Origin of the sequence: Streptomyces sp. NBC_00090 (genome assembly GCF_045160815.1) — a bacterium.
In the GTDB taxonomy this organism is placed as follows: Bacteria; Actinomycetota; Actinomycetes; order Streptomycetales; family Streptomycetaceae; genus Streptomyces.
The window spans coordinates 611,846-635,324 of record NZ_CP108224.1; the positions used below are offsets into that span (position 1 = coordinate 611,846).

Consider the following 23,479-nt stretch of genomic DNA (forward strand, 5'->3'; position numbering starts at 1 on the left):
TCACGTTCCGAATCTTCTGCAACTAGTTGCATAACGAGAAGGGCTCCCCTAGAACTGGGATCGACCGATCCTGCGCGAGGAGGCGCCCCATGACCGCCAGCCCGACCCCGTACCCGCATCTGCTCAGCCCGCTCGACCTCGGGTTCACGACCCTGCCCAACCGGGTGATCATGGGCTCGATGCACGTCGGGCTGGAGGAGACGGAGCACGGCTTCGAGCGCATGGCCGCCTTCTACGCGGAGCGCGCCCGCGGCGGCGTCGGCCTCATCGTCACCGGTGGCATCGCGCCCAACGAGGCCGGCCGCCCCTGGGACGGCGGAGCCAAGCTCACCACCGCGGAGGAGGTCGCCGAGCACCGGCTGATCACCGACGCCGTGCACGAGGCCGGCGGCCGGATCGCGATGCAGATCCTGCACTTCGGCCGGTACGCGTACCACCCCGGCCTCGTCGCGCCCAGCGCCGTGCAGGCTCCCATCAGCCCCTTCGTCCCGAACGAGCTGACCGACGCCGAGGTCGAGCAGACCGTCGAGGACTACGCCCGCTGCGCCGAGCTCGCCAAAGAGGCCGGGTACGACGGCGTCGAGGTGATGGGCTCCGAGGGCTACCTCATCAACGAGTTCATCGCCGCCGCCACGAACCACCGCGACGACCGGTGGGGCGGCTCGTACGAGAACCGCGTCCGTTTCCCGCTGGAGATCGTCCGCCGCATCCGCGAGCGGGTCGGCGAGGAGTTCATCCTCGTCTACCGCCTCTCCATGCTGGACCTCGTCCCCGGCGGCTCCACCCTGGAGGAGGTCGTCCAGCTCGCCAAGGAGATCGAGGCGGCCGGCGCCACCATCATCAACACCGGCATCGGCTGGCACGAGGCGCGCATCCCCACCATCGCCACCTCCGTGCCGCGCGGCGCCTACACCTGGGTGACGAAGAAGCTGATGGGCGCGGTGTCGGTGCCGCTCGTCACCAGCAACCGCATCAACACCCCCGAGGTCGCCGAGGAGATCCTCGCGGACGGCCGCGCCGACCTGGTCTCCCTGGCGCGTCCGTTCCTCGCCGACCCCGCCTTCGTCGCGAAGGCCTCGGAGGGCCGCGCCGACACGATCAACACCTGCATCGGCTGCAACCAGGCCTGCCTGGACCACACCTTCAACCTGAAGATCACCTCCTGCCTGGTCAATCCGCGCGCCTGCCACGAGACCGAGCTCGTCCTGGCCCCGACCCGCCTCGCCAAGCGCGTCGCGGTCGTCGGCGCCGGCCCCGCCGGACTCTCCTGCGCGGTGTCGGCGGCCGAACGCGGCCACACCGTCACCCTCTTCGACGCCGCCGCCGAGATCGGCGGCCAGCTCAACATCGCCAAGCGCGTGCCGGGCAAGGAGGAGTTCGACGAGACCCTGCGCTACTTCCGCGTACAGCTCGCCGAGCGCGGTGTCGAGGTGCGCCTGAACACCCCGGTCACGGCGGGCGACCTGGACGGCTACGACGAGGTCGTCGTCGCCACCGGTGTCTCCCCGCGCACCCCGGGGATCGCGGGCGTGGACCACCCGAGCGTGGTCAGCTACCTGGACGTGCTGCGGGACGGCGCGCCGGTCGGCGAGCGGGTGGCCATCATCGGCGCCGGCGGCATCGGCTTCGACGTCGCCGAGTTCCTCACGGACGGCGGGGAGGGCGCGAGCCAGGACCCCGAGACGTACTTCCGCCAGTGGGGCGTGGACACCTCCTACGAGAACCGGGGCGGACTGCGCGCCCCCGAGCGGACCGCGCCGCCGCGCCAGGTCCACCTGCTCCAGCGCAAGAGCACCAAGGTCGGCGCCGGCCTGGGCAAGACGACGGGGTGGATCCACCGCACCGAGCTCAAGCACCGGGGCGTCGCCATGGTGGCGGGTGTGTCGTACGAGCGGATCGACGACGAGGGGCTGCACATCACGATCGACGGCGAGGCCCAGCTCCTGCCGGTCGACACGATCGTCCTCTGCGCCGGCCAGGACCCGCGTCGGGACCTGTACGAGGCGCTGGTGGCGGCGGGCCGCTCCGCGCACCTGATCGGCGGCGCGGACGTCGCCGCCGAGCTGGACGCCAAGCGGGCGATCGACCAGGGCACGCGGCTCGCCGCCGCCCTGTGACCACGGGCACCCCGTGACCGCGGGCGCCTCGTGACCACGGACGCCCCGTGACCACGGACGCCCCGTGATCACGGGCGCCACGTACCACAGGCGCCCCGTGACCGCCGCCGCCCTGTGATCCGCGTGGCCGACCACTCCTAGGATGCGAGCATGTCCCTCCCGCACGCGATCCTCACCGCGTTGCTCGAAAAGCCGTCCTCCGGCCTCGAACTGACGCGCCGCTTCGACAAGTCGATCGGCTACTTCTGGTCGGCCACGCACCAGCAGATCTACCGTGAGCTGGGCAGGCTGGAGGAGGCGGGGCACATCCGCGCCCTGCCCGCTCCGGTGCCCGCGCGCGGGCAGAAGAAGGAGTACGAGGTACTGCCGGCGGGCCGGGCCGAGTTGAGCGGCTGGGTCGCCAGGTCCGAGGACCCGAAGCCGATGCGAGCCGCCCTGCTGCTGCGGATGCGGGCGGCCGCGATCGTCGGCGCCGAGGGCCTGCGGGCCGAGCTCGATCGCCACCTCACCCTGCACCGCGGGCAGTTGGAGGAGTACCTCGCCATCGAGGAACGGGACTTCCCGGCGGAGCGGCGGCGTACGGAACCCGACCGGCTGCGCCATCTCGTCCTGCGGGGCGGGGTGGAACTGGAGCGGTTCTGGGTGGAGTGGCTGACGGGGGCGCTGGCCGAGCTCGGGCCGGAGGAGTGACCCGCCCGAAGGCGCACGAGCGCGGCTGACGACTCCGTCCACCCCATCGAGCACCCGCGCCTCGGGGCACGCGACGCGGCCCGCACCTCCGTGGATACTGGGCAGTTGTAGTTCCACGAACGAAAGGGCGGGCATGGCCGACGACTTGGGGCACCGCGCGACACGGCACGCGGTGGTCATCGGGGGAAGTCTCGCTGGACTCCTGGCCGCGCGGGTGCTGGCCGAGCACGCGGAGAAGGTGACGGTCGTCGAGCGCGACCGCTACCCGGAGGGCCCGGAGGCCCGGCCGGGCGTACCGCAGGGCCGCCACCTCCACGTCCTGATCGCGGGCGGGCAGCGGGCGTTCGACGAGCTGCTTCCGGGGTTCATGGCGGAGCTGGGGCAGCTCGGGGCGCCCAAGGTGGGCATGCCCGAGGACATGATCCAGTGGCAGAGCGGCAGGTGGTTCCGCCGGACGTCCGCGACCGCGCACTTCTACGCGGGTCCGCGCCCGCAACTGGAGTGGCTGGTGCGGCGGCGGGTGCTCGCCGACCCGCGCATCGAGCTGGTCGAGGGCCACGAGACCGTGGGCCTGACCGGCGACTCCTCCCGCGTCCGCGGCGTACGGCTGCGCGAGCGCGGCGCGGGCGCCGAGAAGCAGACCCGCGTCCTGGAGGCCGATCTGGTCGTGGACGCCTCCGGGCGGTCCACGAAGGCGGCGGACTGGCTGGCGGGGATCGGCGCCGAGGCCCCGCACGAGGAGACGCTCGACACGGGTCTGGCGTACAGCACGAGGGTGTACCGGTCACCGGCCGACACCCCGGACACCGACGCCATCGGCTACAACATCGTGCCCAACCCCTCCCAGGTGTACGGCGGTGTCGTGCTGCCCCTCGGCGACGGGCACCACCTGGTGACCCTTTCGGGGCTGCGCGGCGACGAACCTCCCACGGAGGAGGGGGCGTTCGAGGAGTACGCGAAGCGCCTGCCGCACCCGGTGGTCAGCGAGTGGCTGACCCGGGCCGAGGGGGCGTCTCCCGTGTACGGCTTCCGCGGGACCGCCAACGTCCGGCGCCGGTACGACCGTCCTGGCCGCCGCCCCGCCGGCTTCCTCGCCACGGGTGACGCGCTCTGCGCCTTCAACCCCATCTACGGGCAGGGCATGGCGGTCGCCGCGATCACCGCGGTCGCCCTGCGCCGGGCGCTCGCCGACCCGAAGCGCACGGCGACCACACGGCAGGTGCAGCGCGCGCTCCTCACCGCCTCGCAGCAGGCCTGGGACATCTCGGCGGGCGCCGACAAGAAGATGCCGGGCGCCACCGGGGACGCGGCCCGCCCGGGGCCGATGGACAAGGTGGTCGGCTGGTACCTGAGCCGCGTGCAGGAGCGGGCCGCGGGCGACCCGACCGTCGGGGCGCCGTTCCGCGCGGCGACCCACCTGACCGCCCCGCTGACGTCGCTGTTCGCCCCGGCCGTGGCGCGGGCGGTGCTGTTCGGGCCGGCGCACACGACGCCGGCCGGGCCGCCGCTGCGCCGCGACGCGTAACACCACTGGAGCGGCGGGCCCCGGGCGGGCGGTTCAGGCGCCCGGGGCCGCCGTCACCACGCCGGCCGCGATGGCCGCGCCGAGCGCGGAGTAGTCGTCGGCGTTCTGCTCGGCGTAGGTGAGCGCGAAGTCGGCGACGGCGCGGTCGAAGACGTCCGAGGTCCCGAGGTAGCCGGCGATGGCGATCCGGTCGCCGGAGCGGGCGTGGGCGCGGGCCAGGGCCCGGCCGCAGAGCCGCGCGTAGTCCCGGAGGGTGGCCGGGGACATGGTCTCCACCTCGGCCGAGCCCTTCATGTCGCGCAGCTGGCGCCAGTAGAAGTGGCGTTGCCCGGGTCCCGTCATCCAGCCGAGGAAGATGTCGCTGGCGGCCTGGGTGAGGCGTTGTCCGCAGACGACGCGGCGGCCCTGGTGGTCGTAGGCGGTCGGCGGCAGGTGGGGCTCCAGGACGGAGCGGCCGGCCTCCTTGATCTGGAGGATGAGCGGGTCGCCCTCGTCGCGTCCTTCGAGGAGGAGGACGAAGCAGCGGGTGCCCACGCTGCCGACACCGACGACCTTCCGGGCCGCCTCGACGAAGCGGTAGCGGTCGAGCAGGAGACGTCGCTCCTCGGAGAGCGAGCTGCGGTAGTCGCTGAAGATCTTGCCGAGGGCGACGCGGTCGAGGTCCGTGGTCCGCTCCAGGAGCGGCGGGTCGTCGACGATGTGCCGGGCTCCGGACCCGTCCGTCTCGGTGAGCTTGGCGAGGGCCTGGAGGCTCGTACGGCGGCGGGCCTTGGCGAGCCGGTTCGCGAAGCGGACCCGGTCGTCGCGGCGGACGAGGGGCAGCAGTTCGTCGGCGGCGATCCGCTCGTACCAGACGGCGAGTTCGCCGAGCTCCGCGAGGTGGATCATGCCCGTGCGGTACGCCTCGGTGGCCACGAGCGCGGCGCGGTGGGCCTTGGCCCTGGTGCTGCCGTTCTGGAGGGCGGCGACGGTGACGCTGGCGGCGAGTCGCTTGACGTCCCATTCGAAGGGTCCGGGGAGGGTCTCGTCGAAGTCGTTCACATCGAAGAGGAGCGTCCGTTCGGGTGAGGCGTACACGCCGAAGTTGAGCAGATGGGCGTCGCCGCAGAGCTGGACGGTGAGTCCCGTGTGGCGCTGGGGGGCGAGGTCGGCGGCCATGACGGCGGCCGCCCCGCGGAGGAAGGCGAAGGGGGAGACCGCCATCCGGCCGTAGCGGAGCGGGGAGAGCTCCGGCAGCCGGTCCTCCGACTGACGCTCCAGGACGGCCATCGGGTCGGGGCGCTGCGAGGAGGGTATCCAGCGGCCGTGGGAGGAGCGTGGGACGTGCTTGCGTGCCGCCCGGCCCCGCGCGGCACGCTCCGACGGTGTCGTCATCCGGCCTCACCCGCCTCTTCCGCCGCCGTGGCCCTGTCCTCGCCACCTGGACCCCATTACAAGCTGCGGCGCTCGTTTCGGCCACTCTGACGGGCCGCTCTAGCAAAATGGTTTAGACCAATGATAGGAATTGATCACCGATACGGCCCATGCGGTCACGCTGTGCTTAGAGAGGGTTGATCATGGCCGAGCCCGATACCGAGGTGGCGGAAGTGCCGCTCTATCTCCGGGTCGCCGCCGTCCTGCGCGACGATCTCGCCCACCGGCGCATCTCCCCCGGGACCCGGCTCCCTTCGGAACGGTCCCTGTCCCAGCGGTACCACGTCAACCGGCAGACGGTCCGCAGCGCGCTCCAGCTCCTGCGGGACGAGCGCCTGGTGGTCACCGACCGGCGCGGCACCTTCGCCGCCGCGGCGGGCACCGAGCCCGAGCCCGCCGCACCCGCGCTCACGGCCCGCCGGCCGAACTTCCCCGGCGGTCCGCGCGTGAGCGAGGCCCTGGTGCGGGCCTCGCTCACCTGGGAGCCGCCGCCCACCCCGCTGACCTCCCGCCTGCTGCTCGCCCCGGGCGAGCCGACGCTCGTCCACCGCCATGTGGTGCTCGGGCCGCAGGGGACGGCGCTCCAGCGGGCGGTGTCGTGGTTCTCCCGTCCGGCGGTCACCGAGATCCCCCAACTGGCCCGCTACAGGCGGGGCAAGGACGGCCATCACCAACCCGACCTGCGGCTGCTGTACCACTGGATGCACCAGGCGGGGCTCCGGATCACCCACCGGGAGTCGGTCGGCGTACCGTCCGGACCGGACGCGCCGTACGACGCGTCCGGCGGCGCGGCCCGACTGGTCGTCCACCGCGTGGTGAGCGACCAGCACGGGCACGCGCTGGAGATCACGGACATCGACTTCTCGGCCCAGTCGGCCGCCTGGACCTACGAGTTCAGCGCCTGAGGGCTCCGACTTCCCGGACTGCGGCTACGGGGTCGTGATCAGCGGCCTCGGTGGGGTCCGCATACCGTTTCCGATGTGGAAGCTCGGGTGCGGGGGCTGGTTGTAGGCGGTGTTCTGCCAGGCCAGCCCCGTGCGGTACATGGTGTCGTGCAGCAGGGTCGTGATCCGGGTCCCCGTCTCGTACGGCGTCGAGTAGATCCGGAGCGCGGTGTTGTCGCTCGTGCGCCACACCACCTCCTCGCGCCAGTCCCCGAGGATGTCCCCGGAGAGCGCGGGCGTGGCCTTGGTGGTGTTGTTCGACGCCACCGAGGCACCGGTCAGGAGCCGGGTCTCGCCGCCGGTGCCGTACTTGTCGATCCGGGTGCCGTCGAGGAGTTCCCTGGTGGTGTCGCCGTCCCACCAGTTCAGGAAGTTCGCGGACGAGGGCTCGCGGCCCTTGGTGGCCCCTGCCTCGTCCCGTATCGAGGTGTCGGACGAGGACCACACCTCGGCGCCGTCGTTCCCGGCCCAGATGTCGCCGGCGACGCCGCGCCCGTTGTCGCAGCAGGCGGCCAGTTGCCAGCGGACGGCGCCGTTCGCCGGGTCGATGTACAGCTGGGAGGGCTGTGAGGAGGACTCCGAGACCTTGAAGTACTCCAGACCGGCGGTGCCCGGGTCGAGGTCGCCCAGGTGCTGGGCGTCGCCGTGGCCCGTCCTCGTCGTCCACAGACCGTTGCCGTTGTCGTCCACGGCCATCGCGCCGTAGACGATCTCGTCCTTGCCGTCCCCGTCCACGTCGCCCACGGAGAGGCTGTGCGAGCCCTGGCCGTCGTAGCCCTTGCCCGCGTTCGTGGAGCTCGACGAGTCGAAGGTCCACCGGCGGGTGAAGGCGCCGCCCCGCCAGTCCCAGGCGGCGACGACGCTCCGCGTGTAGTAGCCGCGCGCCATGATCAGCGAGGGCCGGGCGCCGTCGAGGTACGCGGTGGCGGCGAGGAAGCGGTCCACCCGGTTGCCGTAGCCGTCGCCCCAGGAGGAGACGGTGCCGCGCGCGGGCACGTAGGCGGTGGTGCCCATGGCCGCGCCCGTGAGTCCGTTGAACATGGTCAGGTACTCGGACCCCGCCAGGACGTACCCGCTGCTGTTGCGGTGGTCCGCGGAGGCGCTGCCGATCACGGTGCCGCGTCCGTCGACGGTCCCGTCGGCGGTCTTCATGGCCACCTCGGCCCTGCCGTCGCCGTCGTAGTCGTACACCTGGAACTGCGTGTAGTGCGCGCCGGAGCGGATGTTGCGGCCGAGGTCGATCCGCCACAGCCGGGTGCCTTCGAGCGTGACGCCGTCCACCACGGTGTTGCCGGTGTAGCCGGACTGCGAGTTGTCCTTGGCGTTCGTGGGCTGCCACTTCAGGACGAAGTCGAGGTCGCCGTCCCCGTCGAGGTCGCCGACGGAGGCGTCGTTGGCCTCGTAGGTGTACGCCACCCCGTCGGGCGTGGTGCCGCCGGCCGGCGGGGTGATCGGCACGTCCTTGTAGCCGGTGCGGAGCTGCACGGCGTGCACCGAGTCCGTCTGCTCAGCTCCGCCGACGACGGCGCGGACCGTGTAGTCGGCCGTGCTCGGCGCGCCGGAGTGGAAGAAGTTGGTGGACGCGGTGACGGGAGCGGAGTTCACCTTCGTACCGGCCCGGTACACGTTGAAGGCGACGGTGTCCGGGTCGGTGCCCAGCCAGCGCCAGCTGACCAGGTTGCCGGTCCCTGTGTGGACGCTGACCACGCCCCGGTCGAGCCGCTCGGCCTGCCGCGCGGTGGCGGCGGACGCGGTTCCGGTGGTCGCGGTGAGCGCGGCACAGGTCACGACACCGGCCACGAGCGCGGCGACGAGACGGCGGGCGGCGACGGGTGGTTGCGGGTACTGCACGAGTCCTCCTGCGGGAAGAGAGCCGTTGCGTACCCTCCAGTCGTCGCCGCCCGCGAATCGGTTGCCCGTCAATCGGCCGCCGATCGGTCAGCCGCCCGTCAACCGGCCGTCTGTCAGTCAGCCGCCCGTCGGTCAGCCGCCGGTCGACCGGCCGGCCGTCGGTCAGCCGCCGGTCGACCGGCCGCCCGTCAGTCGGTGTCGCGCGGGTCGAAGGAGTCGGTGTCGACGGTCAGCGGCTCCGGGAAGGCCTGGGCCACCGACTGCCAGGGCGTGAACTTGAAGTTCGTCCCCTCGCGTTCGCCGTCGGCGGGGGTGGCCTCGCCGTCGTGGGTGATCAGCATGCCCTGGGGGAAGCTCCGGCCGAGGGGGACGTTGACCACGGTGCTGCCGTCGGAGTGCTGCACTCCGTCGGTGGCGGCGCCGTCGCCGATGGCGAAGGAGCCGAGGAAGGCGTTGTCGCCCTCGCGGTCGTAGACGGCGAAGGTGTTGTCGCCCTGGCTGGAGGCGAGGACATAGCCCGCGCCGTCGCCGGCGTGGTAGACGGTGATGCCCTCGGCGTCGGCGCTCAGGTGCTCACCTCCGAAGCCCGGGTCGTGGGCGGTGTCGACGACGCACTCCTCCTCGGCGGTGTCGTACGTCCACGGGGTGCCGTACTCGCGGACCCGGTCCAGGAGTTCGGGCGCCTCGAACTCGGCGTCGTCGAGCTCCACGCGCCAGAGACCCACGGCCTCCTGGGCCGCGTAGAGGACGTGCTCCTCCTGGTCGACGGCCATGCCCTCGACCTGCGGCCGCTCTCCGGGGTCGGCGCAGGGGCGCCAGGAGCTCCCGTCGGGGAGGGTGAAGGAGGCGGGCAGGTCGAGGGTGTCCGCGGTGCGGTAGCCGACCCGTCCGCCGCGGTCCTCCAGTTCGAGGAGGCGCAGGCTCGTCTCCTCGCGCCGCGACACGACGACGTAGGCCTCGTCGTCGTCGCTGTAGGCGGCGAGACCGTACGTGGTGTGCTGCTCGTCCACCTCGGTCTCGTCGGCGGCGAAGACCGGGGCCACGCCGGCGGCGGTCACGTCCCGCAGCGGCGGGCGGCCCGCGGCGACGGCGGCGGGGTCGATGGCGTAGGTCCGGACCCGGTCGCGGCCCCGGTCGCTGACGACGGCCAGATCGGTCTTCCGGCCGCCCAGTTCGAAGCCGTAGACGATGTCGACGTTGTTGAAGCGGCCCGGCGCGGCCTCCTCGCCGGGGGCCTGCGGTGCGGCGATGTGCTGGAGCCGTCGTCCGTCGAGGCCGTAGACGTCGAGCCCGGCCTCCTTCAGGGTGCCGATCACGATGCTCCGGCCGGGGCGCTCGGGGTCGACCCAGACGGCGGGGTCGTCGGCGTTCGCGTTGCCGCCGGCCTCGTCGTCGTACACCGCGGGCGTCTCGACGCGTGCGGTGACGGGGACGACGGGCCGGGGGGTGGTGGAGGCCGCGGTGACCACCGCGAGGGCGGCGGCCAGAGCGGTCAGAGCGGAAGCGCTCACGGTACTCCTCGGTAGCGTTTGCGGACGGGCGAGACGCTACGGGCGGCGGATGGAGTGCCGGGTACACCGCCGTGAACACCGGATGGACCGTGAACCCCCGCCGTGTGTGAGGGGGTTCACGGTCCATCGGCCCGGTTGTGCGCGGGGGCCTGTGGCTTGGAGGGGCTTGTGGCTTGGAAGGGCTTGTGCGGTTCTAGACGATGCCCTCCGCGATGTCGGCCTCCTCGCGGGCCGTGCCGTACGTGGTCGGGGTGCCGTACGAGCGGCGGGCGACGTACCACCAGACGCTGGCGAGGACGAGGACGACGGCGAGCGCGATCACCGCGTAGTTCATGGTGTCGACCGTCACCGGGGACTTCTGCGGCAGGCAGAACAGCACGGTCACCAGGGCCACCCAGACGACGGCGGTCCAGCCGATCGGCTTGCTCCAGCGGCCCAGGCTCCACGGACCGGGGGTGAACCTCTTCCCGGCGCGCAGGCGGAGGTAGATCGGGATGGCGTAGGCGGGGGTGATGCCGATGACGTTGATCGCGGTGACCGCGCCGTAGGCGGTGGCGGAGTACAGCGCGGGCGCGGCGAGCAGCGCGGCCACGGCGACGGCGAGCCAGACGGCCGGGACCGGGGTCTGCGTGCGGCCGCTGACCTTCCGCCAGATCGCCGAGCCGGGCAGGGCGTTGTCGCGGCTGAAGGCGAAGACCATGCGGCTCGCCGCGGCGACCTCGGCGTTGCCGCAGAAGAGCTGGGCGACGATCACCACGAGCAGCAGGGCGGTGGCGCCGCCGGAGCCGAGCGCGTCCAGGAGGATCTGGGCGGGCGGCACGCCGGTGGCGCTGTTCTGCGTGGCGGCGTAGTCCTGGATGGCGAAGCTCAGCCCGGCGAGGAGGGCGAAACCGGCGATCCAGGAGACCCAGATGGCCCGCACGATGCCCTTGGCGGCGGTGACGGAGGCGTTCGAGGTCTCCTCGGAGAGGTGGGCCGAGGCGTCGTAGCCGGAGAAGGTGTACTGGGCGAGGAGCAGGCCGATCGCGGCGACGTAGAAGGGGTTGGCCCAGCCGGTGTCGTTGACGAACTCGGTGAAGACGAAGTCGACGGACTGGTGGCGGTCGGGGACGAACGCGAGCGCGCCGACGATGATCGCGACGCCTGTCAGGTGCCACCAGACGCTGATCGAGTTGAGGACGCTGACGAGGCGGACGCCGAAGAGGTTCAGGACGGCGTGCAGGAGGAGGATCGCGAGGAAGATGAGGAAGGTGGAGCCGGCCGTGGGCTCGAAGCCCCACTGGAGGTTGAGGAAGGCCCCGGTGAAGAGGGCGGCGCCGTAGTCGATGCCGGCGATGGCCCCGAGCAGGCCGAGCAGGTTCAGCCAGCCGGTGTACCAGCCCCAGCGCCGTCCGCCGAGCCGGTCGGCCATGTAGTAGAGGGCGCCGGAGGTCGGGTAGGCGCTGGTCACCTCGGCGAGGGCGAGGCCCACGCAGAGGACGAAGAGGCCGACGCCGGCCCAGCCCCACAGCATGACGGCGGGACCGCCCGTGCCCATCCCGAAGCCGTAGAGGGTCATGCAGCCGGAGAGGACCGAGATGACGGAGAAGCTGATCGCGAAGTTGCCGAAGCCTCCCATGCGGCGGGCCAGGACCGGCTGGTAGCCGAGCTCTCTGAGCCGCGCCTCCTCGTCCTGGGCGGGGGGCGGCTTGCGTATCGCGTCGGCGGGGGCCGCGCTGCGGGACATGGGATTCCTCCGGGGGACGGGCGGTGAGCGGGGACGGGAGCGGTACGTACGGGGGACCGGCGGGGCCGGTTCAGCCGCCGAGACAGCGGGCGCGGGCGCGCAGGAAGACCTCTTCGGCGAGGGCCCGGTCGTCCGGCTGGGCGGTCCGGTAGGCCCAGGGCAGCGTCGCGTAGTACGGGCCGAGCGCGTCGAAGACCCGGGCGGCGTCGTCGAAGCGGAGGGCTCCGTAGAGGGCGTGCGCCAGGTGGTTCAGGTCGAGCAGGGAGGCTTCGTCGGTGGCGCAGAAGAGGAACCAGGTCTCCAGGGCGCGCTCGGCGTCGCGTACGGCGTCCTCGGCGACCCAGTGGAGGTCGAGGGCGCGTTCGTGGCCGCGCTCGCGGCGGTAGCGCTCGACGCGCACATAGAGCGGGAGGGCGTGGAGGGAGGAGCCGACGGGCGCGGAACTGGCCGCCCACTGGGCGTAGTTGACGGCCTCGGAGAGCGGCCCGGGGCTGCGGGCGTAGACGAACTGGAGCATGCGGTGATGCGCTTCGCGGTTGTACGGGTCGCGCTTCTCCGCCTCGGCGAGCAGCCCCCAGGGGCCGGGGGCCAGCATGGGGGCCGGCGGGGAGAGGCGGTGCTCGGCCATGCGCTGGCGTCCGTCGAGCGCGGCGAGGGCGAGGAGGCCGACCCAGGGCACGGGGTCGGCGGGGGCCAGTTCCGCGGCCTCGCGGCAGGCCGTCCAGGACTCCTGCCAGAGTTCGCGGGTGCGGGCGTGGCCGGCGCGGTGGGCGCGGACGGCGCGCTCGACGGCGACGCGGCTGTGCATGACGGTGGCGGCGATGCTCCCCGGCTGTTCGGTTCGCCAGGTGTGGACGACGTCGGTGCCCGCGGCGACGGCCGCGAGGACCTGCGTGCGCCGGGTCCAGCCGTCCCACCCCGAGGTCTCGTCGAGCAGCCTGGCCATCGCCACCCAGCGGCCGGTACGCAGGTCCTGGACCGCGTTGCGCAGGGCGTGGTCGTGCCCCGCGGGGTGATAGACGGGCCGGAAGCCGTGTGCGGCCATCAGGGGGTGGGGCGTGGTGTGGGCGGCATGGTTCCTCGGTGGGTGGAGGGGGTGGTCAGTCCCCCGGCGGGCATCCCGGCCTGTGATCGGCGATCACTATAGAGGGCTCTGGACTCGACCACTCCACTCTTCTTCGTGACAGTAACTATTAAGACAGCGACTGATTTTGACTGATCGTCAGATACTGCGGGCGACCTGACGCTGTCACCCGCCGACGCTTGACGCCGGGCCCCGGCGACGGCACCCTGACCCTTTTCGGTGATCGGACGATCACGCTCCGATCCTGCGACGGGAGCACCAGAATGACGGGCGGCCCGGTACTCGCCGTGGACCAGGGCACCTCGGGCACGAAGGCGCTCGTGCTGTGCCCCGAACGCGGAGTGATCGGCAGCGGCTCGGCCCCGGTCCGGCCGCGGTACCTGCCGGGCGGCCGTGTCGAGGTCGACCCCCGTGAGCTGTACGACTCCGTCGTCACGGCCGGACGGGCGGCGCTCGCCGAGGCGGGCACACCGGTCGCGGCCGTGGGCCTCGCCAACCAGGGCGAGACCGTGCTCGCCTGGGACCCCGCCACCGGCGAGCCCCTCACGGACGCGCTCGTCTGGCAGGACCGCAGGGCCGCCTCCGTCTGCGAAGGACTCGCCGACCACGCCGAGCAGTTGCGCCACCTGACGGGCCTGCCGGTGGACCCCTACTTCGCCGCGCCCAAGATGGCCTGGATCCGCCGTCACGCCACCGGCTCGGGGGTCGTCACCACCAGCGACGCCTGGCTCGTCCACCGGCTGACGGGCGCCTTCGTCACCGACGCGGCGACCGCCGGGCGTACCGGACTGCTCGATCTGGACACGGTCGCCTGGTCCGACACGGCCCTCGACCTGTACGGCCTGAGCGGCGAGCGGCTGCCCAGGGTGGTCGACTGCGACACCCCGGTCGGCACCACGACGGCCTTCGGACCGCCGCTGCCGCTCACCGGTCTCCTGGTCGACCAGCAGGCCGCCCTGCTCGCACAGAGCGCGAGCGATCCGGCCGCGGCCAAGTGCACGTACGGCACGGGCGCCTTCCTCCTCGCCCAGACCGGGCCCGAGCCCCGGCGCGGCACGTCCGGCCTGGTGAGCTGTGTCGCCTGGCGGCTCGGCGGGCGCGTCGACCACTGCCTGGACGGCCAGGTGTACACGGTCGCCTCGGCCTTCCGCTGGCTCACCGATCTGGGCGTCCTCGCCGGGGCGGAGGAGATCGACCCCGTGGGGGGCGGTGTGCCGGACGCCGGCGGCGTCACCTTCGTCCCCGCGCTCGCCGGCCTCGCCGCGCCGTGGTGGCGGGGGGACGTACGCGGCTCGCTCACCGGCCTGGGACTCGACACCACCCCCGGCCATCTGGTCCGCGCGCTGTGCGAGGGCATCGCCGCCCAGGTCGTGGAACTCGCCGACTCGGCCGCCGCGGACCGGGGCGCACCGCTGACCTCACTGCGTACGGACGGGGGCCTGACCCGGTCCGCGCTGCTCATGCAGACCCAGGCCGACCTGCTCCAACTGCCGGTCGAGGTCTCTTCGTTGCCCGACGCCACGGCTCTCGGGGTGGGCGCCGTGGCCCGGCTCGGACACCACCCGGGGCTCTCGCTCCGCGAGGCGGTGCCCGAGTGGAAGCCCTCGGCCGTGTACGAGCCCCGGATCTCCGGCGACGAGGCGGCGGAGCGCCTGGACCGGTTCCGCACGGCGGTGTCGGCGGTGCTGGGCCGTACGGGCACGGGTGGCGGCGGAACGGGCGCGGCCACGGCAGGCGGGGGCACGGGCGCGGCCACCACCGACGGGGGCACGGCCGCGGGCGCCACCGGTGGGGGCTCGGGCGGCGGGGTCGCCGAATGAGCGTCACCCGCACGGGCCCGCTCCCCACGGACCGGGAGGCGGAGTACGACGTCGTGGTGGTCGGCGCGGGAGTCGTCGGCTGCGCCATCGCCCGCGCGCTCGCCCGCCACCCGCTGCGGGTCGCGCTCGTGGAGGCCGCGAACGACGTCGGCGACGGCACCTCGAAGGCCAACACGGCCATCCTGCACACCGGCTTCGACTCCGTGCCCGGCACCCTCGAAGCCCGCCTCGTCCGCGAAGGCCACCGCCTCCTCGGCTCGTTCGCGCGGGAGGCCGGCATCCCCGTCGAGCCGCTCGGCGCGCTGCTCGTCGCCTGGGACGAACAGCAGCGCGCCGCGCTCCCCCGCCTCGCCGAGAAGGCGGAGCGCAACGGCCACCTCACCACCCGCCTGCTGACCGCCGACGAACTCGGCCCCCGTGAACCTCACCTGGGGCCGGGCGCGCTCGCCGCGCTCGCCGTACCCGGCGAGTCGGTGATCTGCCCGTGGACGACCACCCTCGCGTACGCGACGCAGGCCGTCCGGTCCGGAGTCGACCTGCACCTCAACTGCCGGGTGGAGAAGGTGCGTACGGACGACCGGTGGCACCGGCTCGTCACCCGGAGAGGAGTGCTGCGGACCCGTCACCTGGTCAACGCCTGCGGGCTCCACGCGGACGCCTTCGACGCGCTGCTCGACCGTCGCGACTTCACCGTCACCCCCCGCAGGGGCCAGCTCCTCGTCTTCGACAAGTTCGCCCGCGACCTGGTCCGGCACATCCTGCTCCCCGTCCCCGGACCGCTCGGCAAGGGGGTGCTCGTCTCGCCCACCGTGTACGGGAACGTCATGCTCGGACCCACCGCGGAGGACCTCGACGACAAGACCGCCACCGGCACGACGGCGGAGGGCCTCTCCGGCCTGCGCGAGCAGGGCGGCCGCATCCTTCCCGCGCTGCTCGACGAGGAGGTCACGGCCGTCTACGCGGGGCTGCGGGCCGCCACCGGACAGGAGGACTACCGGTGCGCGGCCCACCCCGCGCTGCGGTACGTGACCGTGGGCGGGATCCGTTCCACCGGGCTCACCGCCTCGCTCGCGATCGCCGAGCACGTGCTCGGTCTCCTCGCCGACTGCGGCCTCGAACCCGGAGCCGAGCGTCCGCTCGCCCCGGTCCGCATGCCGAACCTCGGCGAGGCGTTCCCCCGCCCGTACCGGGACGCGGAACTCATCGCGCGGGACCCGGAGTTCGGCACGATCGTCTGCCACTGCGAGCGGGTGACCCGGGGGGAGATCCGGGCCGCGTTCACCTCGACGATCCCCCCGGCGGGCCCGGACGGACTGCGGCGCCGCACGCGCGCCCGGGGCGGCCGGTGCCAGGGTCACTTCTGCGGCGCGGAGGTACGGGCGTTGAGCGAGCGGTACGGGAAGGGGGCCCGGTGAACCGTACGGTCGACGTGCTCGTCGTGGGCGCGGGACCCGCCGGGCTCGCAACCGCCGCGCGGCTCGCGGCGGCCGGCGCGGGCCGGGTCGAGGTCCTGGAGCGGGAGAGCGCGGCCGGGGGCGTACCGCGGCACTGCGGGCACCCCGGGTTCGGCGCGGACCGCCGGGGGCGGCCGCTGGACGGCCCCGCGTACGCGCGGCGCGCCGTCCGGGCGGCGCTCCGCGCCGGGGCCGACGTCCGCACCGGGGTCTCCGCCACCGGCTGGGCGGGGCCGCTCACCCTGGACGTCACCGCCCCGACCGGGCTCGAACGGATCCGGGCACGCGCGGTCGTCCTGGCGACGGGGGCGCGCGAACGGCCGCGCAGCGCCCGGCTCGTACCGGGTGCGCGGCCGGCCGGGGTGCTGACCACGGGCGAACTCCAGCAGACGGTCCGGCTGTTCCGGGAGCACGGCGGGGCCGCGCGCGAGCGCGTCGGCCGGCGGGCGGTGGTCGTCGGCGGCGAGCCGGTGGCCCGGCACGCGGTGCGGGCGCTGCGTGACGCGGGGGTGGAGGTCGCGGCGGTCGTCACCGAACTGCCGCGGGCCGCCGTCGGGTTCGGAGGCGTACCGGTCCTCACCCGGACGACGGTGACCGAGCTGCTCGGACGCGGCCGGCTGACCGGGGTCGCGGTCCGGGCGGGGGACGGCCGGAGCACCGTGCTGCGCTGCGACACGATGGTGTTCACCGGCGACTGGATCCCCGACCACGAGCTGGCCAGGTCCCGCGGGCTCGCCCCGGCGCCGGGCACGCGCGGGCCCGTGACGGACGGCTCGTTCCGCACCGCCGAGCCGGGAGTCCTCGCGGTCGGCAACCTGCTGCGCGGCGTGGAACCGGCGCAGGTGGCCGCCGCCGAGGGCCGCGCGGCCGCCGACACCGTCCTCGACCTGCTCGCCGGACGCCCCCGGCCCGCCGCCGGGGTACCGGTGGCGGCGGCGGGACCGCTGCGGTGGGTGACGCCGGGGCTCCTCGGCCCGGGCCCTGTGGCGGTCCCCCTGCTCGTACGGGCGGACCGGCGGCTCGTACGACCGGTCCTGACCGTCACCCAGGACGGCGCCCCGCTGCGGCGGGAGCGGCTGCGCGGGGAGCTCGTCCCCTGGCGCACGGTGCGGCTCGGGCCGACGTGGACGGGCGGCGTGGACCTCGCGGGCGGTCCGGTGGTGGTCGGCGCCGAGGTGTGAGACCGCGCGGGCGGGCGCTCGGACGGGCCGTGTCGACCGGGCTGCGTCGCCGGGGCTGCGTCGATTGGGCAGCGTCGACCGGGCTGCGTCGACCGGGCCGTTCGGTCAGACTGGGCGTCATGTCGGAGAAGCGCAGCGCGGGTCTTCTGGTCTTCCGTCGTACGGCGGGCGGTGGTGTCGAGGTACTCATCGGCCACATGGGCGGCCCCCTCTGGGCCTCCCGCGAGCACGAGGCCTGGTCGATCCCCAAGGGGGAGTACGGGCCGGACGAGGCTCCCGAGGCGGCGGCCGGGCGGGAGTTCCTGGAGGAGCTGGGGCTGCCGGCCCCCGACGGCGCGTGGATCGCTCTCGGCGAGACCCGGCAGCGCAGCGGCAAGACCGTCATCGCCTGGGCGGTCGAGGGCGAACTCGACCCGGCGGCGGTCGTGCCGGGCACCTTCACCATGGAGTGGCCGCCCCGGTCAGGCGTCCGGGCGGAGTTCCCGGAGATCGACAGGGTCGGCTGGTTCACCCCGGAGGCGGCCGCTCCGCTGCTCGTCGTGGGGCAGCAGGTCTTCCTGGAACGGCTGGCGGAGCACCTCCGCCGACGGGTCTGAACCCCGATTGTCAGACCCGTGCGAGAGGGTGGTGATCGCAGAACTGTCGAGAGGGAGCCCGACATGACCACGATGACCGCCAGCGAGCGCGCGGCGGCCCAGGCGTACCTGCGGCTGCTCGAATCCACCCAGGCCGTACTGACCGATCCGCAGCTCGCCCCGTACGCGGGGGTGATGCTGACCCACCCGATGGCGGAGGCCGACGAGGCGCTCCGCGCCGCCGGCCTCTCGGGGAACGAGGACCGGCTGCTACGCCTCGTCTCCTCGCTGCGGGCCTCCCCCGCGAGCGTGTGGGGACGGACGGGGTAGCCCGGGCAGCCGGGGCCCGCGCGTCCGGTCCGTCAGCCCGGCGCGTAGGCCTGCCCGTCGGGCGGTCGGGCGGTCGGGCGGTCGGGCGGTCGGGCGGTCAGCCTGTCGGGCGGTCAGCCTGTCGGGCGGACCGGGAGCGTCCGCACGCTGTTGCCGACGAAGCCGGAGTGGCGGGTCAGTTCGTCCTCCGGGACGGCCAGGTCCAGGTCCGGGAAGCGGGTGAAGAGCGCCTCCAGGGCGATCGCCGCCTCCATCCGGGCCAGCGGGGCGCCCAGGCAGTAGTGGGGGCCATGACCGAGCGAGAGGTGCTTCACCGTCGCGGTGCGGGTGATGTCGAAGCGGTCGGCGTCCGGGCCGTGCGCCTTCGTGTCACGGCCGGCGGCCGAGTATCCGGCGAGGACGGGGGTGCCCCGGGGGATGAGGGTGCCGTCGACCGTGAGGTCGCGGGTGGGGTAGCGGAACGGGAAGTAGCTGACCGGGCTGTCCCAGCGCAGGGTCTCCTCCACCACGTCCGCCCAGGTGGCCCGGCCCCCGACGACCAGGGCGAGCTGCTCGCGGTGGGCGCAGAGCGCCCGTACGGCGTTGGTGACGAGGTTCAGGGTGGTCTCGTGCCCCGCGATGATCATCAGGAGCAGGGTGCCGATGAGCTCGGGCTGGCTGAGCCGGTCGCCGCCCTCGTCCCGGGCGGAGATGAGCGCGCTGGTGAGGTCGTCACCGGGGGCGCGGGCCTTGTCCGCGGCGATGGAGGCGAGGAGCTCGACGAGGTCGCGGTTGGCGGCGACGGCCTGTGCCGGCTCGGTGTCGGTGGCGACGACGAGGCTGGAGAGGCGGTGGAGCCGGTCCTGATGGGCCGGGTCGACGCCGAGCAGTTCGCAGATGACGCCGAGGGGCAGCGGGAGCGCGTAGTGGCGGCGCAGGTCGGCGACGCCTCCGCCGGCTCCGGCCGCCTCTGCGAGTCCGTCGAGGAGCCCTGCCGTGACGGCCTCCACACGCGGGCGGAGCTCCTCGACCCGGCGGGCGGTGAAGGCGCTGCTGACCAGGGCGCGCAGCCTGCGGTGGTCGGCGCCGTCCGCGGTGGTCATGCCGGGCACGGTGGCGAAGGTGCGCAGCGGCCAGCCGTCGGGTATCCGGCCTTCGGTGAGGGCGGTGAAGTGCTGGGCACCCTTGGCGACGTCGGGGTGGGAGAGGAAGTCGCGCAGGGCGTCGTGGCCGAGCACCGCCATGCCCTCGATCTCGCCGGGCAGGAGCACCGGGGCCACGGCGCCCTCGGCGAGGAGCCGGGCGTTGGCCGCGTGCGGGCAGCCGCCCGCCGGGTCCATGCGGTGCGGCGGGCGGCCGGGGTCGGCGCTGTGCGGGGTCTTCACGGAAGGCACTCCTGACTGCGGAGGCGGGCCGGTGCGGCACGCGAGCGGTCAGATCCTACGATCAACCCGCCCCTGTCCGTACGGAGTTGTCCGGCGCGTCCCCCTCGTCGGCGCGGACCCTGGCGCCCCCGCGACCGAGGAGTTCGGCCAGGCCGCGGCGGGTGGCCGCCACGATCACCCGGTCACCGGGGCCGAGGACCCGCTCCGGAGCGAGGCGCCAGTCCTGGCCCCGGGACGCCGCGCCGGTCCCGTACGGGACGCCGTAGGCGCCGTACGGGGTGCCGCTCCGGTCGAGGGCGATCACCCGCCAGGCTCCGGGCCGGAAGGCGTCGGCGACCGTACGGGCCTCCAGGAGCGGGTGGTCGGCGACGTCCACGGCGGCGAAGAGCAGGACCCGGCGCTCGACGGGCACGGCGCCGAGGACCTGGCGGCCCATCATCGCCCCGGCGAAGGCGGGCGCGGCGAGGTGGGAGACGCTGCGGCTGCGGGTGAGGGCCTCGGGGTGGGCGGTGCGCAGGGTGCGGTAGACGGCGGTCGCGAAGTCGTCGTCGTACAGGCGGAGCACGACCCGCAGGTCGGGGGTGACGGAGCGGGCGGAGAGCGCGGCCTCCAGGTTGGTGATGTCGACGCTGGTGAGGGCGAGGAGGGCGTGTGCCCGGTGGATGCGCGCGGCCTCCAGGACGCCCTCCTCCGTGACGTCGCCGATGACGGTGGGGACGCGCAGCCGCCGGGCCACGGCGATGCCGCGGGCCTCAGGGTCGGACTCGACGCAGACGACGGGGATGCCCATCCTGCGGAGCCTGGCGAGGACCCGGGTGCCGACCTTCCCGAGGCCGAGGAGGACGACATGGCCGGAGAGTCCCCGGGGCGGCCGGCGCAGGGTGGTCGCCGTGCGGAAGGTGCCGAGCCCTTCGAGGAGGGCAGCGACGATCACGGGGAGCAGGAGCAGTCCGACGAATCCGGCGAGGATCTGGAGGACCTGGCGGCTGGTCGGTTCGCCGACGGCCGGGTCGCCGATGGCGAAGATGTCGAGGAGCGTCAGATAGGCGGCGTGCAGGGGGTGGTCGCCGGTGGTGAAGGTGGAGGCGAGGGCCAGGGCGAGGACGGCGGCGGCCGCTCCGCCGAGGGACCAGCGCAGGCGCCGGGAGAAGAGCGAGGCGACGGGCAGCCCGGAGCCGCCGAAGCGGCCGGTCGGCAGGACGTGGCCGGCCGGGGTGACCGCTTCGAGGGTGACGGAGGCCCTGCCGGTGGCGGCGGCCACCGTACGGTCGTCGGGGAGGAGCCGGGGGCCTTCCTCGCCGCTGCGCTCGGAGCCCTCGCAGCCGGCCGGGTCGCCGGCGGTGGCGGAGAGCAGCGCGAGCGTGCACCGGCCGGGGTCGGGGGCCTCGCCCACCGCGGGGGTCCGCTCGACGGCGTGCAGCAGGAGCCCGCCCGCCTGGACGACCTTGCTGGTGCCCGCCACGGCCGCCGCGGCGAGCCCGGGGGCCGCGGTGTCGACGTCGGAGAGGACGGTGGTGGCGGCGTCGAGCTTCTCCGGGTCCAGGCCTGGTTCGGCGACGGCCGCGGCCTGGTCGAGGAGGGTTTCGAGGTGCTGGCCCAGCTTGCGGTTGTAGAGCCGGATGACCAGGCGCAGCCGGGGGTTGAGGCGGCGGGCGGTGAGCGCCGCCCGGATGTTGGTCTCGTCGTCCTCGTGGACGAGGGCGAGCGCGGCGGCGCGCTCCACTCCGGCGTCCACGAGGGCCCGGTCGTCGGCTTCCGCGGACTCGACGACCTGCAGGGCGCCCATGGGCTCGCCGCCGTCCGCGTCGACTCCGGCCGGTGCCGTGGCCCCGGCCGCCCCCGTGGCCCTGGCCGGCGCCGCCGCTCCGGGGGTCGCGGTGGTGCGGGCGACGGCCGCGGTGACGCGTCCGAAGAGGGCGAGCGCCCTGCCGGTGCGGGCGGCGGGCGTGCGCGGGGCGTCGGGGCGCGCCGGTACGAGGAGGGTGACCCGCTCTCCGTACACGCCGTGCAGCTCGCCCGCGAGGCGGTGGGCGAGGGCGTCGTCCCCGCAGACGATCATGTGCCCGGCGGGTGCGGTACGGGGCTGCCGCTCGGCGCGGAACGCGGGCGCGCCGAAGGGTCCGCCGACCGGGCTCCCCGGGGCCCGCGCGGGACCGGGCACGGACCGGGGGGCCGGCTCGGCAGGTGGCGCTCCCGCGCTCTCGGCCGGAACGGCGTTGCTCTGGTTCGGGTGTGATGGCACGTCACCAGCATGCCTTGTGCCACCGACAGCGGGTCGGGCGGCCGGACGGCACCGGTCGGGGCGGCGGAACGGCACCGGTCGGGCGGTCACGCGGCACGGGTGAGGCCGGTCGCGAGGGACGGGTGAGGCCGGTCACGAGGGACGGGTGAGGCCGGTCGCGAGGGACGGCACGGCACGGGACGGACGGCACGGGGCGGGCCGGTGGCGCGGCACCGGTCGGGGGGTCGCGCCGGGCCGCTCGCTCCCCCGGGCGGGCGCACGACGTGCCGCCGTACGCCGGACCCGCTACGCCGGTCGGCGCACTCCGATCTGCGCGCCCCGCCCGTGCTTCCTACGGTGGCTGAATGATCGTCACGTCAGCTGTTCGTCATGCCGCCGCCGGTACCGCGGCGTTGCTGTTCGTGCTGCCTGTTCCGGCGGCCACGGCTTCCCCCGTTCCTCCCCTCTCGGCGCCCTCCTCCGTCGACGAGCCGACTCCGCCGACTCCGCGGTTCGTCGACCCGGCCCGGCTCGACCGGAAGGGCACCCAGGTGCAGCGGCTGCCGGGCGCACCGGCCGTGCCGTCGCTCTCCGCGCTGTCGTGGGTGGTGGCGGACGCGTCCTCGGGCGAGGTCCTCGCCGCGCGGAACGCGCACCGCAAGTTGCCGCCGGCCAGCACCCTCAAAGCGCTGTTCGCGCTCACCGCGCTCCCCCACAACGGCCCGTCCGAGCAGCACACCGTGGCCGATTCCGAGCTGACCGGGATCGGGGCGGGCAGCAGCCTGGTGGGGATCAAGGAGGGGTACACGTACAAGGTGTCGGATCTGTGGAACGGGGTCTTCCTCAGCTCGGGGAACGACGCCGTGCACGTCCTGGCCGCGATGAACGGCGGCTGGGAGTCGATGACCCGGCAGATGCAGGAGAAGGCCCGGTCCCTCGGGGCCCACGACACGCAGGTGGTCTCCCCGGACGGCTACGACGCGCCCGGCCAGGTGTCCTCCGCCTACGACCTGGCGGTCTTCGGGCGGGCCGGGCTCCAGGACCCCGCCTTCACCCGGTACTGCTCGACGCCGTACGCCGACTTCCCCGCGGGCACCTGGTCGTACGGCATCGCCAACACCAACCGCCTCCTCACGGGCGCGGACGGCGTGGACCGCTACCCGGGGCTCATCGGGATCAAGAACGGCTACACGACGAACGCGGGCAACACCCTGATCTCCGCCGCACGCCGGGGCGGCCGGACGCTGGTCGTCTCCGTCATGAACCCGCAGTACGGCGGCGGTCTCGCCGTGTACGAGGAGGCCCGCGAACTGCTCGACTGGGGCTTCGAGGCCGCGGGGCGCGTGCAGCCGGTCGGTTCGCTGCTGCCGGTCCGGACGAAGGGCCCGGCCGAGACGGACACGCGAACCGTGACGGCGCGGGACGGCGGGGGCACCCGGGCGGCCGATGCCAAGGCCGTGGTCGGCCGGGCCGGGGCCGAGGCGGTGGCCGCGCCCCGGAAGGACTCCTCGCGCGAGGCGGCGCCTTCGGGCCCGTCGACCGGGCTCCCGCTGGCCCTGGTGGGCTCGGCCTGCGCGGCGGCGCTGGCGCTGTGGGGCTGGCGGCGCAGGGCGGCCCACCGGGCCTGACTGCGCGGGGGCTCCGCGAGGAGGGCGGGGGACCCTCGGACGTCT

The 23,479-nt window shown here is 74.2% G+C and carries 17 protein-coding genes; 10 read left to right on the forward strand and 7 right to left on the reverse strand.

The features are described from left to right. Positions 1-89 precede the first annotated feature (89 nt). The 3 genes from OG361_RS02780 (at position 90) to OG361_RS02790 (ending at position 4,332) form a co-directional block, all read left to right on the forward strand. Positions 90-2,117, forward strand: a complete 2,028-nt coding sequence (locus OG361_RS02780; protein WP_405851660.1) for an FAD-dependent oxidoreductase — start codon at positions 90-92, stop codon at positions 2,115-2,117. Between the two features lie 150 nt (positions 2,118-2,267). Beyond that, entirely contained in the window at positions 2,268-2,807 is a 540-nt protein-coding gene (locus tag OG361_RS02785; protein ID WP_405851661.1) for a PadR family transcriptional regulator, read from the forward strand. A 133-nt stretch (positions 2,808-2,940) separates the two neighbouring features. Continuing rightward, on the forward strand, positions 2,941-4,332 hold the full coding sequence (locus OG361_RS02790) for an NAD(P)/FAD-dependent oxidoreductase (RefSeq protein WP_405851662.1): 1,392 nt from the start codon (positions 2,941-2,943) through the stop codon (positions 4,330-4,332). Positions 4,333-4,365: 33 nt separating this feature from the next. Here the strand turns inward: OG361_RS02790 and OG361_RS02795 are convergent, their stop codons facing one another. Beyond that, the gene (locus tag OG361_RS02795; RefSeq protein ID WP_405851663.1) at positions 4,366-5,706 is read right to left on the reverse strand and encodes a DUF2252 domain-containing protein; all 1,341 of its coding nucleotides are present in this window, start codon (positions 5,704-5,706) and stop codon (positions 4,366-4,368) included. Positions 5,707-5,888: 182 nt separating this feature from the next. Between OG361_RS02795 and OG361_RS02800 the strand changes: the two genes are divergently transcribed. Then, positions 5,889-6,650 (forward strand): GntR family transcriptional regulator, encoded by a 762-nt coding sequence (locus OG361_RS02800; protein ID WP_405851664.1) that lies wholly within the window; start codon positions 5,889-5,891, stop codon positions 6,648-6,650. Between the two features lie 24 nt (positions 6,651-6,674). Here the strand turns inward: OG361_RS02800 and OG361_RS02805 are convergent, their stop codons facing one another. The 4 genes from OG361_RS02805 to OG361_RS02820 all read right to left on the reverse strand — a co-directional run bounded on the left by OG361_RS02805 (position 6,675) and on the right by OG361_RS02820 (position 12,822). Then, positions 6,675-8,540, reverse strand: coding sequence for a rhamnogalacturonan lyase (locus tag OG361_RS02805; RefSeq protein ID WP_405851665.1), 1,866 nt, complete (start codon positions 8,538-8,540; stop codon positions 6,675-6,677). A 188-nt stretch (positions 8,541-8,728) separates the two neighbouring features. Then, entirely contained in the window at positions 8,729-10,051 is a 1,323-nt protein-coding gene (locus OG361_RS02810) for a phytase (protein ID WP_405851666.1), read from the reverse strand. A 193-nt stretch (positions 10,052-10,244) separates the two neighbouring features. Next, entirely contained in the window at positions 10,245-11,777 is a 1,533-nt protein-coding gene (locus OG361_RS02815; protein WP_405851667.1) for an amino acid permease, read from the reverse strand. Positions 11,778-11,847: 70 nt separating this feature from the next. After that, a complete protein-coding gene (locus OG361_RS02820; RefSeq protein ID WP_405851669.1) occupies positions 11,848-12,822 on the reverse strand; it encodes a hypothetical protein in 975 nt (324 codons plus the stop codon). Positions 12,823-13,124: 302 nt separating this feature from the next. Between OG361_RS02820 and OG361_RS02825 the strand changes: the two genes are divergently transcribed. The 5 genes from OG361_RS02825 to OG361_RS02845 all read left to right on the forward strand — a co-directional run bounded on the left by OG361_RS02825 (position 13,125) and on the right by OG361_RS02845 (position 18,221). Next, the gene (locus tag OG361_RS02825) at positions 13,125-14,681 is read left to right on the forward strand and encodes an FGGY family carbohydrate kinase (RefSeq protein ID WP_405851670.1); all 1,557 of its coding nucleotides are present in this window, start codon (positions 13,125-13,127) and stop codon (positions 14,679-14,681) included. Then, entirely contained in the window at positions 14,678-16,096 is a 1,419-nt protein-coding gene (locus OG361_RS02830; protein WP_405851671.1) for an FAD-dependent oxidoreductase, read from the forward strand. Before OG361_RS02825 ends, OG361_RS02830 begins: the two co-directional genes overlap by 4 nt. After that, positions 16,093-17,316: an FAD-dependent oxidoreductase gene (locus OG361_RS02835; RefSeq protein WP_405851672.1), complete on the forward strand. Its 1,224-nt coding sequence runs from the start codon at positions 16,093-16,095 to the stop codon at positions 17,314-17,316. The genes OG361_RS02830 and OG361_RS02835 overlap by 4 nt, the downstream gene beginning before the upstream one ends. A 119-nt stretch (positions 17,317-17,435) precedes the next feature. After that, positions 17,436-17,912 carry an NUDIX domain-containing protein gene (locus tag OG361_RS02840; protein WP_405851673.1) on the forward strand — a complete coding sequence of 159 codons (477 nt, stop codon included), beginning with the start codon at positions 17,436-17,438 and terminating at the stop codon, positions 17,910-17,912. A gap of 63 nt (positions 17,913-17,975) precedes the next feature. Then, positions 17,976-18,221 carry a hypothetical protein gene (locus tag OG361_RS02845; RefSeq protein ID WP_384559481.1) on the forward strand — a complete coding sequence of 82 codons (246 nt, stop codon included), beginning with the start codon at positions 17,976-17,978 and terminating at the stop codon, positions 18,219-18,221. Positions 18,222-18,334: 113 nt separating this feature from the next. Here the strand turns inward: OG361_RS02845 and OG361_RS02850 are convergent, their stop codons facing one another. Both OG361_RS02850 and OG361_RS02855 read right to left on the reverse strand, forming a co-directional pair. Further along, positions 18,335-19,540, reverse strand: coding sequence for a cytochrome P450 (locus OG361_RS02850; RefSeq protein WP_405862028.1), 1,206 nt, complete (start codon positions 19,538-19,540; stop codon positions 18,335-18,337). Between the two features lie 106 nt (positions 19,541-19,646). Then, the gene (locus tag OG361_RS02855; RefSeq protein ID WP_405862030.1) at positions 19,647-21,644 is read right to left on the reverse strand and encodes an NAD-binding protein; all 1,998 of its coding nucleotides are present in this window, start codon (positions 21,642-21,644) and stop codon (positions 19,647-19,649) included. 527 nt (positions 21,645-22,171) lie between these two features. Between OG361_RS02855 and OG361_RS02860 the strand changes: the two genes are divergently transcribed. Then, positions 22,172-23,434 carry a D-alanyl-D-alanine carboxypeptidase family protein gene (locus OG361_RS02860; RefSeq protein ID WP_405851675.1) on the forward strand — a complete coding sequence of 421 codons (1,263 nt, stop codon included), beginning with the start codon at positions 22,172-22,174 and terminating at the stop codon, positions 23,432-23,434. The last annotated feature ends 45 nt before the right edge of the window (positions 23,435-23,479 follow it).